The following is a 12,926-nucleotide window of genomic DNA, read 5'->3' as shown; positions in this document are numbered from 1 at the left end:
TCAAATCTTTTGTTTCACTAGGCATTAAATTTTTTCTTGGGAGGAAAGCATATGAAAATAATTAACTTTAGGATATTTAATGGTAGAAATATATATTGTCACAAGAAATGTATTAAACTTAACCTAGATTTAGAAGAATATAGTAAAATTCCTAGCAAAGATATCTATAACTTTAATGAAAAATTAATTTGTATGTTACAAAAGATTAATACCCATAGGTCTGGAATAGATGAGCATAGAGAATTTATAAAGAGACTCATAGAAGGAACTTATTTAGCTAATATTACTGAATATATAATAATAGCACTTCAAAATATGATAGGTTCAGATATAAGTTACGGAAAAAATCATGAAATATCTGTTAATCATCATTACATTATATATCAATATGAATATAAAAGTATAGGAATTGAGGTTGCTAACATAGCAGTGGATTTTGTTAATTCATTAATTAAGAATGAATTATTTGACTTAGATATAGGAGTAGATAAATTAAAGGAAATATTAATGTGTGAACAACTAGGAGTAAGTACATTTAACATATGTAATGAGGCAAAAAAAAGGGGAATTCCTATAATAAAAATAGGGGAAGAAAGTATGTTCCAATTAGGTTATGGGAAATACTCAAAGTTTATACAAGCGACTATGGGCAATGATACAAGCGCAATATCACTAGGAATCGCACAGGATAAATTGCTAACCAAACAAGTATTAAGTATGAATAGTTTACCTGTATCAAATGGTATGAGGGTAACAAGCGTGAGCGATTGCATTTCATTTGCACTCGATATTGGCTACCCGGTTGTACTTAAACCACAGTTTGGTAATAAAGGTAAGGGGGTTATAGGTAATATAGAACATGAGAAACAATTATCAGATGCGTATGGTCTTTTAGCAAAAAAATATGAAGATATAATAATAGAGGAGTACATAATTGGAAAGGACTATAGAGTATGTAGTGTGTATGGAGATATTGTAGCCGTATCAGAAACAATACATCCGTATATTATAGGTGATGGCATAACATCTATAGAAGAACTTATAAAAAAGACTAATGAAGGTTCAAGGCGTGGTGACGATTATGAAAAAGATTTAATTATGATAAAAATAGATGAAGGACTAGTAGAATATTTAAAACAAAAGAACTTTTCATTAGAGTTTATTCTTCCTGAAAAAGAAAAATTATATTTAAATTTATCTACGGGTGGTCTTTCAATAGATTGTACGGATTTAATATGTGATGAAAACATAGAAATATGTAAAAGAGCAGCAAGTGCTATAGGTATGGATATTTGCGAAATACATGTGAGGTGCATTGACATTAGCAAATCACTTAATGAAGGCGGAGTAATTATTGATTTAAATGCTGCGCCTGAAATTAGAGTGTATCATAATCCTTGCATTGGCACACATAATGTAGCAGGTCATATTGTTGATAAATTATTTAAGGATATACCAAAAAGCATTCCATTAGTAGCAGTGACGGGTACAAATGGGAAAACAACTACCACAAGACTTATTGCACATATACTCTCAATTTCAGGGTATACGGTGGGAATGACAACATCTAGCGGAATATATATTGATGGAAAATGTGTGTTTAAGGGTGATACCACAGGTCCTAAAAGTGCATTAACAGTTCTTATGAATAGAAGTATAGATGCAGCGGTCCTTGAAACTGCAAGGGGTGGAATAATTAGGGGGGGCTTAGCATATGACCTTGCAAATGTTGCTGTTATTACTAACATAACAGAGGATCACCTTGGAATAGATGGAGTAGATACTATAGAAGATTTAGCTAAAGTTAAGGCTCTGGTTGGCGAAGCGGTTAAAATAGATGGATATGTTGTCATTAATGGGGATGACAATATGAGTATAAGCATATTGCCAAGGCTAAAGAGTAGACTCATAGTATTCTCTAGTTATAGAAACAATGAGGTTATGATAGCTAACATTAAGAAAGGTGGTTATGGAATTTACGTAGATGAGGGTAATTTAATAATACAAACTAGTACTAATTCAGAGAAGCTAATAAACGTAAAAAACATAGGCATAACATTAAAAGGTATTTTAAAATATAACATTAAAAATGCTATGGCCGCATGTGCAGCTGCAGTAGGACTTGGTATAGATTATGATGTTATTAGACAAGGATTAAAGACATTCTACTGTAATAAAGAACAAAATCCAGGAAGGTTTAATATATATTTATTAAATAATGTAACAGTAATATTAGACTATGGGCACAATATAGAAGGTTATAAGGTTGTACTAGATGCAGTTAAGGATATAAAGCACAATAAACTTATAGGAGTTATTGGGGTTCCAGGAGATAGATCAGACAGTCATATATTAAATATGGGCAAATGTGCAGGAGAAAATTTTGATTATATCTTAATAAAAGAAAATAAAGATGGCAGAGGCAGGTTAAAGGGGCAGGTAGCAGACCTTTTAGAAAAAGGAGTTCTAAAATCTAATTTTAACATTATTAATATTAAAAAGATTTTAGAGGAAAAGGAAGCCTTTAAAATGGCCCTAGATATTGCAAAGCCTGGAGATATAGTTATTGTATTTTTTGAAAAAGATGAGCCTCTTTTAGAAATAATAAGAAGTAAATCCATTAGTAAATGTGAAACTAAGTTGTAATTGTAAAATCAGTTAAGGCCTAGCAATTTCAATTTGATTTTAACTATGATAGGGAAGTGAAAGTTAAGAATGAAAAAATAAGTAGGAATAAATAAAGTTTATTACCTTATAAATATATATACATATAAATACTATTAACTGGATATAATATTGTTTAAGAGTTACTGTTTTTTTTATTACTACCCATCTAATAGGTAATGGTGCAGGAGAAAATGATATAAAAACTATTAATGTTATAGTTTTTTAAATCAAATTTATATGGGGTGGTGATTGCCATTAATAAACAAGAAGGTTTAATTATAATCGGTGGAGCAGAAGATAAGAAGGGTGATAAAAAGATACTTAAAGAAGTATGCGACCATATTGAAAAGGAAAGTCAATTATTAGTTATTGTAACGGTAGCAACAGAACTACCTGTACAAGTGGGTAATGAGTATAGTGATATTTTTCATGATTTAGGTATTATAAATATTAAAGTACTTGATGTAAGGAATAGGGAAGATGCTTTGAAACCTGAAAATGTAGAATTAATTGAAAAAGCTTCATTGGTATTTTTTACTGGAGGGGATCAACTTAGAATAACAAGCATCCTTGGAGGAACTCAGCTATATAGCACTATGAAGCGTAAGCATTTAGAAGAATGTGTGTTTGTAGGTACTTCAGCTGGAGCAGCAGTAATGAGTGATATTATGATAGTAACTGGTCCAGATGATGAATCAGCAAAAAAATGTACACTTAAAATGGCTCCAGGACTTGGGTTAATTACTGGGGTTTTAATAGATATGCACTTTGCAGAAAGAGGAAGAGTGGGAAGGCTATTAGTTGGAATAGCTGAAAATCCGGAGATATTAGGAATTGGGATAGATGAAGATACTTCAATTATAATAAATAGAGATAATATTTTAAGAGTAGTAGGTTCTGGGGCAGTTTATATTATTGATGGAGGTAATATAAGCAATACAAATGTATCAGAACAGTATAAAGAAAATATATTGTCAATGTTTGATATTAAAATGCATGTATTAAAGGATGGGAATAAGTATAATCTAACAGAAAGAAAACCATTAGTTTAAATAGATTTCCTGTATGTTCCTTATTAATAACCTCTGCATGAAAGATATAAATATTATATAAAAACGGGAAAGGTAATATCACATTAGGGAGGAAAATTACATGAAAATACTTAATTATAGGGTGTTTAATGGAAGAAATATATATTCTCATAAGAAGTGTATAAGAATTAACTTAGATTTAGAAGGATACAGTGAAATTCCTAGTAAAGAGATTTATGGCTTTAATAAAAAGTTAGTATGTATGTTACCTGAACTTAATAAGCATAGATGTGGAATAGATGAAGATAGAGGTTTTATTAAGAGACTTACAGAGGGAACTTATCTGGCACACATTACTGAACATATAATAATAGCACTTCATAATATGATTGGTGTTGATATATGTTATGGAAAATCTAGAGAAATATCTGGAGATAATTATTATATTATTTTTCAATACGAGTATGAGAAAACGGGCATAGAGGCTGCTAATATAGCAGTAGACTTTGTCAATTCATTAATTAATAACGAAGATTTTGAATTAGACATAAAATTAAATAGATTAAAGGATATATTAATGGGTGAGAAACTAGGAGTAAGTACATTTAATATTTGTAATGAGGCAAGAAAGAGAGGAATTCCCATATTGAAGATTGGTGAAGGAAGTATGTTCCAATTAGGTTATGGAAAGTACTCTAAAATTATACAAGCAACTATGGGAAGTAATACAAGTGCGATATCTGTAGGTATTGCACAAGATAAAATGCTAACTAAACACTTATTAAATATGCACTTTTTACCTGTAGCCGATGGCATGAAGGTAGATAGCATAATTGACGCAATCTCATGTGCAGTTGATATTGGTTACCCTGTGGTACTTAAACCTCAGTTTGGTAATCAAGGTAAGGGGGTTATTGCCAATATAAAACATGAGAGACAGTTATCGGATGCATATGAACTTCTAAGCAATGATTATGAGAATATAATAATAGAAAAGCATATAAGTGGAAAAGACTATAGAGTATGCTGTGTTTATGGAGATATTGTAGCGGTTTCAGAGAGAATTCCACCATATATTATAGGTGATGGCGTTAGTACTATTGAGAAGCTTATACAAGATATTAATGAGGATTCAAGGCGTGGAGAAGGTCATGAGAAGGAATTAACTAAGATCAAAATCGATAAAGGGCTTATAGAATATCTTAAACAAAAAAAATGTACATTAAATTTCATTCTTTCTGAAAAAGAAAAATTATATTTAAAAGATAATGCAAATTTATCAACGGGTGGTTTTTCAATAGATTGTACAGATATGATATGCGACGAGAATATCGAAATATGTAAACGAACCGCAAGTGCCATAGGACTTGATATTTGTGGAATAGATGTGCGGTGTGTTGACATTAGTAGACCTATAAGTGAAGAGGGGGTAATTTTAGAAGTAAACGCTGCACCTGGTATTAGAATGCATCACAATCCGTATATGGGTGAAACACGTAATGTTGCAGGCCATATAGTTGATAAGTTGTTTAAGGATATACCCACAAACATTCCATTAATAGCTGTAACAGGCACCAATGGAAAGACAACAACGACAAGACTCATTGCACACATATTAACAGTTGCAGGATACACTGTTGGAATGACCACGACTAGTGGAATATATATTGATGGAAAATGTGTATTTAAGGGTGATACTACAGGCCCTAAAAGTGCTTTAGCTGTACTTATGAATAAAAATATAGATGCAGCAGTCCTTGAAACTGCAAGAGGTGGAATAATAAGAGGAGGGCTAGGTTATGATCTTGCAGATGTTGCTGTTATTACAAATATAACTGATGACCACCTTGGAATAGATGGGATAAACACGATAGAAGAATTGGCAAAAGTTAAAGCTTTAGTTGGTGAAGCAGTTAAAAAAGATGGGTATGTTGTTATTAATGGAGATGACAAGATGAGTTTAAGTATTTTGCCTAGGATAAAAGGAAAGCTTATAATATTCTCTAGTGATAAGGACAATAAAATAATGATAGAGAACATTAAAAATGGTGGGTTGGGAATTTATGTAGATGGAACCAGTTTAATAATACAAAATAACATTAATTTTGTGAAGCTAATAGACATAAAAAATATAGGTATAACATTCAAAGGTATTCTAAAATATAACATCCAAAATGCTATGGCTGCTTGTGCGGCTGCAGTAGGTCTAGGAATTGGTTATGATATTATTAAGCAGGGATTAAAAACATTCTACTGTAATGAAGAGCAAAATCCAGGAAGGTTTAATACGTATTTAATAGATAATGTAATGGTAATTTTGGATTATGGTCATAATATTGATGGATATAGATGTGTATTAGAAGGGCTTAAGAATATAAAACACAATAAAATTATCGGAATTATTGGAGTACCAGGAGATAGGTCAGACACTAACATATTGGATGTTGGGAAATGTGCAGGAAAAAATTTTGACTATATTTATATAAAGGAAGATAAAGACAGAAGAGGTAGAGGTAAAGGTAAAGTAGCAGACCTTTTAGAAGAAGGAGCTTTAAAATCTAATTTTAATATCATAAATATAAAAAAAGTACTAGATGAAAAGGAAGCATTTATAGAGGCTTTAAGTATAGCGGAACCTGGAGATATTGTAATTGTATTTTTTGAAGAATATGAACCTCTCATAGAAATAATTAAAAGTAAAATTCACAAAACAGAGTATGAAACTAAGTTACTGGCCAAAAATTAAAAGCATATAAGTCTGCATTTCATAAACATGAAATACAGGCTTACATTATATACGTTTCCAGAATTTAAATGTGTTTAAACAAAAAATAATATCTGTAGTTAATTTAAATAAAAAATTGTGAGTAATTATTTAGTATTTTAAGGTTTAAGTGTTGTAAAGATGAACATAATAAAATATAAGAGTTAATATTAAATTAATGGAGGTTAAATATGTTTAAGCACGAAAAACAACTATTAAGAGAGGTAAAAGTAGAAAGACCTAATCCTCAATATGCAACATTAATGCAGGAACAAATAGGTGGGGCAAATGGAGAACTAAAAGCTGCTTTACAATACTTATCTCAGAGTTTTAGAGTAGAAGATCAAACTATCAAAGATTTATTTCTTGATATAGGTTCAGAAGAGTTAAGTCATATGGAAATGGTTGCACAAACTATAAATCTATTAAATGGACACGATATAAATTATGAAAATGTCGGCGTCGGTGAAATTCAAAGTCATGTACTGGCAGGATTAGCACCAGTTTTAATAAATGCATCGGGTGCTCCATGGACAGCAGATTATGTAACTGTTACAGGAGATTTAGTTGCAGACCTACTTTCTAACATAGCCTCTGAGCAAAGGGCGAAAGTTGTATATGAATACTTATATCGTCAAATAAAAGATAAATATGTGAGAGAAACAATAGATTTCTTATTAAACCGTGAAGAAGCACACAATGCTTTATTTAGAGAGGCTCTTAATAAGGTAAAGGATACAGGATCCAATAAGGACTTTGGTATAACTGAAGATTCTAGATTATACTTTGATTTATCAACACCAGGTAAGTATTTTGATGCACCTAATCCAACTGCACCAAGTTTTGAGAATCCAAGAAAATAAGAATTGATAGGTGGGAGTATATTTTGTTTTTATGTTACTTTAAAGTATTTTAAGAGGATTGATTTTCTACTTACATAAAAGGATTAAGAGACGGGTATACTATTAATACCCCCTATTTATTATAAATATCAAAATTAAGAGGAAACTAACGTATATTAACTGTTAGCTTCCTTTTTTCTAATCAAAATAAAACTTAAATACTTTTCAATAATGTTTGTTATAAAATTATAGTCTAAAATACTGTTTGGTAAGACATTATAGGTTTAATTAGTTGATTTAATTTTTTAAAGACGTTTATTATATTAAACTTGTGCAAATAGAATATTAATATATACTATATGTAAGAGGTGTATTTATGGATAACTTAAAGGATATTAGATGGAAACAGAGATTCGAGAATTTTAATAAAGCATATAAGTTGATGGAGAAATATTCAAAACAACAAATAACTTCGGAACTAGAGAAAGCAGGTATAATTCAATTTTTTGAAATGACTTTTGAATTAGCATGGAAGGTACTAAAAGATTATTTAGAAGCTGAAGGATATGTTGTAAAGAGTCCAAGAGAAGCAATTAAGCAAGCATTTCAAATTGGGTTAATAGATAATGGCCATGTATGGATAGATGCATTAGCAAACAGGAATCTGACGACACATACTTATGATGAAATGTTAGCTGATAAAATGTCAAAAGAAATAGTGGAACTATATTTTCCAGAACTTAAAAAAATGCATGATCGATTATCGGGGGAATTATAGTATGTTTGGATTAATAGATAGGGATATTGAATACATTAAAGATGCAATATCAAAATTTGCAACTATAGAAAAGGCTATTATATTTGGAAGTAGATCGATGGGGAACTATAAGAAGGGCTCAGATGTTGATATAGCTATTTTTGGTGAACAGATTACAAGTGAGGTTATTTTTAAGCTAGATGATTACTTAAATGAAACCTCGCCCTTACCTTATTTTTTTGACATACTTCATTATGAGATTATATCAAATGATAATCTTAAGAAGCATATAGTTGATGAAGGAAAAATTCTATTCGAGAGAATATGAGATGAATTAAATAAATGAAATGTTTAATGAGTGAGTACCTTCCTAAATTTGTATAAATCAAATTTAGGAAGGTTTTTTATAGCTAATATTTTAACTCTCATAATGGATATAGTAGAAATAACATGTGCGAAGTATGGACAATATAACTAAATAAAGGGGAGAATAAATGGAAAAGATGATATATGAACTTATCTTAGAAGTTAAAAAGTTAAAAAATTCTATTAATAATATAGAAGAAAAATTGGAGGAAATAGAAAAGGGATTACATGTTAAGAAAGGTGAACAGATTACAACAACTATCGATTCAAATAGGTGCAGTGAATGGGAAAAAGTAAAGATTGTTTTAAAGGTACAAATGAAGGATGTTTCATACAATACTTGGATAGAACCTATCTGTGTTATTAAATTAGATGGAGTAGCTATTAAGCTAGCGGTACCATCGGAATTTCACAAAGAAATAGTAAAAGAGAGATATTTGAAGGGCATTAAAAGTGCTATTCTAAATGTAACGGGCAGAGAATATAAGATTGAAATTAGTGTAATTAAAATTTTAGAGAGTAAAGGTGAAATATGTTCTATAAATACTGCAAATAAGAATAAATTTATACCATGTAAAGTTAATTCTAAATATTTATTTGAAAATATGGTTGTAGGAAAAAATAATGAATTAGCTTATAAAAGTGCGCTGAAAGTTGCCAAATCGCCAGGTGAGGATATGAGACTTTTGTACATATATGGTGAAGCGGGAATGGGTAAAACACATTTATTAAATTCTATCAACAATTATATAGTAGAAAATAGTAAACACCTAAAGGTTATCAATATCACAATATATAAGTTTATTAATAATATGATAAATAGTATATCAAATGATAAAAATGATTTATTTAATAGTGAATTTTACAACTCAGATGTACTGGTTTTTGATGATCTACAAGATATAGATGGAAAAGAGAGAAGTCAAGAGGAGTTTAAGAATATTTTAAATACAGTTTTGGCTATGGGAAAACAAGTAGTTTTGGGATCATCAAAACCATCTCGCGAAATTATAATAAATGGAGAAAAGCTTGAATCTGTATTTGAGGTTAGTGCGGCATTTCAACTGACAAAACCAGATTTAAATACAAAAATTGAAATACTTAAAAGTAGAATAAGCAAGGAGGAGCTTTTATTCATAGATGATGATACTATAAATGTTATAGCTGAAAATGTTGATACAAATGTGAGGGAAATGATAGGGGCTTATAATAAGGTAGTATCTTATAGTAAGATGGTTGATAAAAAGATTGATAGGCAGGAATTATTAAGTATTATATAGAGGTAATTGACTGTATAAATAATAGAATACTATGAAAGTGATTATCCCTTTCCAAGTTGTTTAATTTTAGGAATTACTGATACTCATAGTGGAGTTCATGTAGTATGTGCAGTAGGACAAAATTATGTATGAATCATAACAACTTATTATCCTGATAAAGATTAATGGTATGAAGATTTAAAAACGAGGAGGCAATAAGGATGAATTGTATTTTATGTAAATCTAATTTAATTAAAGGTATTGTTAATCATATTGTAGACTTTGATGGACATATAATTAAAGGTGTGCCAGCTAATATTTGTAAACAATGTGGTGAGTATTATTTAGAAAATAATGTAGAATTAAATCTTGAAAAAATAATTGAAGATGCAAAAAAGAGTAAAGCAGAAATATTTGTTATTAATTATTCTGAAATGGCAGCTTAGAAAGTTAACTTTTTAGTGACTGCTCACCTTAATAAAGGCATAGAGATTGAAAATAAAATAGAAAATAAATTAACAGCTAATTGAGGTGATGTATTCATTCTGATTAGCTATTTTAAGTTTTTATAATTTTATAAGTGAATAATTTTATTTAATATGGAATCTTAATCTTATCCTAAAAGTATGTAACTTTATACAATGGAAATTTTATATATTAATATAATTATCCTCATGATACATAAGGCTATAAATAGGATATAATTTTAGAGGAGATACAAATTTTAAAAGTTAAGGTTGAATCAGCAACACTTTACTCTGTAAATAAAGAAATTTTAATCTCTTATGTAAATAAAATAATTTTGATATATATAATAATAGATTTGAAATAGTTTCTCTAGGAGGAATAAGAATATGGATTATAATGAGCTTTATAATAAATACTTGAGGCTATTAGAGGAAAATCAGATATTGAGAATAGAAAATATGGATTTCAGAAAACGTTTAGAATTACAAACAAAAGAAATTTGTATGGATAATGAATATAAAGCTATAGTTGAGACAAAGAATGATAAATCAATTCAAAAGGATAAGCTTAGTGAAGTAAGTAATAGTAGTTTGCCTCAAGAAAAAGTAGAATTATATATGATATTATTTAAAGGTAGAAAAGATGTACATGCTAAACGTTGGCAGAACAAACAAGGTAAAAGCGGATATTCACCAGTATGTGAAAATGAATGGGTAAAAGGAATTTGTGATAAACCTCAAATAAAATGTTCAGCATGTAAAAATAGAAAATATACCGATTTAGATGCAGATGCTATTAATAGACATTTACGAGGAATAGAAATTTTAGGTATTTATGCCATGCAAACAGATGAAACCTGTTACTTTCTTGCAATTGATTTTGATGATGATGGGTGGGAAAAAGATATTTGTGTTTTAAGAAAATTATGCTATGAAAAGAAGATACCTTTTGCAGTTGAACGTTCAAGATCCGGAAATGGAGCACATATATGGTTCTTTTTTAAGGAAAGGATAACGGCGTTAGCTGCTAGAAAGTTTGGAACATCACTTTTAACCTATGCAATGATGCAAAGGCATGAAATCAAATTCAAGTCATATGATAGATTATTTCCTAATCAGGATACTATGCCAAAAGGCGGACTTGGAAATCTTATAGCATTACCTATGCAGAAAAGTGCTAGGAAAAACAATAATAGTATTTTTATTGATGAAAATTTGGAACCATTTAAAGATCAATGGAGTTTTTTAAGTCACATAGGCAAAATAACGAAAGATGAAATAGAGTTTTATATTTCTGAGTTTTGTATTGGTAATGAACTTGGTGATTTAAAAGAAATGGATGAGGAAAGTATAAAGCCTTGGGAAAAAAATAAAGAAAAGTTTAAATTCAGTAAGGCTGATTTCCCAGATATTGTTCAAATTACGATAGCCAATATGATTTTCATAAGTAAAGAAGGGTTTTCTAATAAAGTACTAGATTTTATTAAAAGAATGGCAGCATTTAAAAACCCTGAATTTTATAAAGCACAGGCTATGAGGTTATCTACATTTGATAAACCAAGAATTATTTCTTTATCAGATGAAACAGTAGAATATTTATGTATACCAAGAGGTTGCCAGGATGATCTTTGTAGCTTTTTAACAGAAAATAAAATTGATTTTAGTTGGGATAATAAAACTTACATAGGTAAACCAATTCGTGTTGAATTTAATGGACAGCTCCGGGAAGAACAGATAGTAGCAGTTGATACTATGTTGAAATATGACAATGGAGTATTATCCGCTACTACTGCTATTGGAAAAACTGTTATTGGAGCAAAATTAATAGCTGAAAGGAAAGTAAACACACTTATTATTGTACATACACAGCAGTTGTTAGAACAGTGGAAGGAAAAGTTAAAACAGTTTTTAATTATAAATGAAGTTTTACCTATAGATGATACTAAAAAAAGAGGAAGAAAAAAGAATGTTAGTATTATAGGACAAATAGGTGCAGGTAAAAATATATTAAGTGGTATTATTGACGTTGCGACTATGCAATCTTTGGTAAGAAAAGGGGAAGTTAAAGAACTAGTAAAGGATTATGGGATGATTATAGTTGACGAATGCTATCATGTTTCAGCTTTTAGCTTCGAACAGATATTAAAAAATGTAGTAGCTAAATATGTTTATGGATTAACAGCTACTCCAATAAGGAAGGATGGGCATCAACCTATAATATTTATGCAATGTGGTCCAATTAGATATAAAGTGAACGTGCTAAAGCAAACGGAAAAACTTCCTTTTGAGCACTATATAATTCCAATGTTTACGTGTTTTAGGAAACCAGTTTTACAAGATGAAAAAGAATGGTCAATAACAAAAATTTATTCTGAAATAAGCACAAGTGAAATAAGAAATGCGATGATTATCCAAGACGTTATTAATTGTGTTAAAGAGGGAAGAAATCCAATAGTATTAACTGAAAGAACTGCACATGTTAAATTACTATCGGATGCTTTAAAAGAAAAAATAGATAATGTTATTACATTAACTGGAGGAATGTCAAAAAAGGAAAAGAAATTTCAAATTGAGAAGCTCTCAGATGTAACGAAAGAAGGTAGTATGGTAATCGTTGCTACAGGTAAGTTTATAGGGGAGGGATTTGATACTATTGAGGATAAAACAGCTAATCCAAAATTGGAAACTGCGGTGCAACAAAAACTATTTTAGAGTACAATAGTTAGTTGAAAAAAATATATATGAAATATTTTTTTATAAATCTTATATAATT

The 12,926-nt window shown here is 29.7% G+C and carries 10 protein-coding genes; all 10 read left to right on the top strand.

Annotated elements, in window-relative coordinates; translation table 11 throughout:
* Positions 1–51: 51 nt before the first annotated feature.
* Positions 52–2,646 carry a cyanophycin synthetase gene (gene cphA / locus A7L45_RS16255; protein WP_071613760.1) on the top strand — a complete coding sequence of 865 codons (2,595 nt, stop codon included), beginning with the start codon at positions 52–54 and terminating at the stop codon, positions 2,644–2,646.
* A gap of 269 nt (positions 2,647–2,915) precedes the next feature.
* Positions 2,916–3,719 (top strand): cyanophycinase, encoded by an 804-nt coding sequence (locus A7L45_RS16250; protein WP_151553407.1) that lies wholly within the window; start codon positions 2,916–2,918, stop codon positions 3,717–3,719.
* 100 nt (positions 3,720–3,819) lie between these two features.
* Complete coding sequence (gene cphA, locus A7L45_RS16245; RefSeq protein ID WP_071613759.1) at positions 3,820–6,444, top strand: cyanophycin synthetase; 2,625 nt, start codon at positions 3,820–3,822, stop codon at positions 6,442–6,444.
* A gap of 209 nt (positions 6,445–6,653) precedes the next feature.
* Positions 6,654–7,325 carry a manganese catalase family protein gene (locus A7L45_RS16240; protein WP_071613758.1) on the top strand — a complete coding sequence of 224 codons (672 nt, stop codon included), beginning with the start codon at positions 6,654–6,656 and terminating at the stop codon, positions 7,323–7,325.
* A 355-nt stretch (positions 7,326–7,680) separates the two neighbouring features.
* Positions 7,681–8,082 (top strand): nucleotidyltransferase substrate binding protein, encoded by a 402-nt coding sequence (locus A7L45_RS16235; RefSeq protein ID WP_071613757.1) that lies wholly within the window; start codon positions 7,681–7,683, stop codon positions 8,080–8,082.
* Position 8,083: 1 nt separating this feature from the next.
* Positions 8,084–8,389, top strand: a complete 306-nt coding sequence (locus A7L45_RS16230) for a nucleotidyltransferase family protein (protein WP_071613756.1) — start codon at positions 8,084–8,086, stop codon at positions 8,387–8,389.
* A 166-nt stretch (positions 8,390–8,555) separates the two neighbouring features.
* On the top strand, positions 8,556–9,707 hold the full coding sequence (locus A7L45_RS22630) for a DnaA ATPase domain-containing protein (protein ID WP_084647494.1): 1,152 nt from the start codon (positions 8,556–8,558) through the stop codon (positions 9,705–9,707).
* An 18-nt stretch (positions 9,708–9,725) separates the two neighbouring features.
* Complete coding sequence (locus A7L45_RS24315) at positions 9,726–9,839, top strand: DUF4258 domain-containing protein (RefSeq protein ID WP_404814599.1); 114 nt, start codon at positions 9,726–9,728, stop codon at positions 9,837–9,839.
* A gap of 68 nt (positions 9,840–9,907) precedes the next feature.
* Entirely contained in the window at positions 9,908–10,132 is a 225-nt protein-coding gene (locus tag A7L45_RS16215) for a type II toxin-antitoxin system MqsA family antitoxin (protein ID WP_071613755.1), read from the top strand.
* A 408-nt stretch (positions 10,133–10,540) separates the two neighbouring features.
* Entirely contained in the window at positions 10,541–12,865 is a 2,325-nt protein-coding gene (locus A7L45_RS16210; RefSeq protein WP_071613754.1) for a TOTE conflict system archaeo-eukaryotic primase domain-containing protein, read from the top strand.
* Positions 12,866–12,926 lie beyond the last annotated feature (61 nt).

The organism is Clostridium estertheticum subsp. estertheticum (genome assembly GCF_001877035.1).
Taxonomy (GTDB): Bacteria; Bacillota; Clostridia; order Clostridiales; family Clostridiaceae; genus Clostridium_AD; species Clostridium_AD estertheticum.
This window is presented reverse-complemented; position numbering and strand designations above follow the sequence as displayed.

Excerpts from the sequence above, each read along its gene's own strand:
- cphA (WP_071613760.1), top strand. The coding sequence starts at position 52 with ATGAAAATAATTAACTTTAGGATATTTAATGGTAGAAATATATATTGT.
- cphA (WP_071613759.1), top strand. The coding sequence starts at position 3,820 with ATGAAAATACTTAATTATAGGGTGTTTAATGGAAGAAATATATATTCT.
- A7L45_RS16240 (WP_071613758.1), top strand. The coding sequence starts at position 6,654 with ATGTTTAAGCACGAAAAACAACTATTAAGAGAGGTAAAAGTAGAAAGA.
- A7L45_RS16235 (WP_071613757.1), top strand. The coding sequence starts at position 7,681 with ATGGATAACTTAAAGGATATTAGATGGAAACAGAGATTCGAGAATTTT.
- A7L45_RS16230 (WP_071613756.1), top strand. The coding sequence starts at position 8,084 with ATGTTTGGATTAATAGATAGGGATATTGAATACATTAAAGATGCAATA.
- A7L45_RS22630 (WP_084647494.1), top strand. The coding sequence starts at position 8,556 with ATGGAAAAGATGATATATGAACTTATCTTAGAAGTTAAAAAGTTAAAA.
- A7L45_RS16215 (WP_071613755.1), top strand. The coding sequence starts at position 9,908 with ATGAATTGTATTTTATGTAAATCTAATTTAATTAAAGGTATTGTTAAT.
- A7L45_RS16210 (WP_071613754.1), top strand. The coding sequence starts at position 10,541 with ATGGATTATAATGAGCTTTATAATAAATACTTGAGGCTATTAGAGGAA.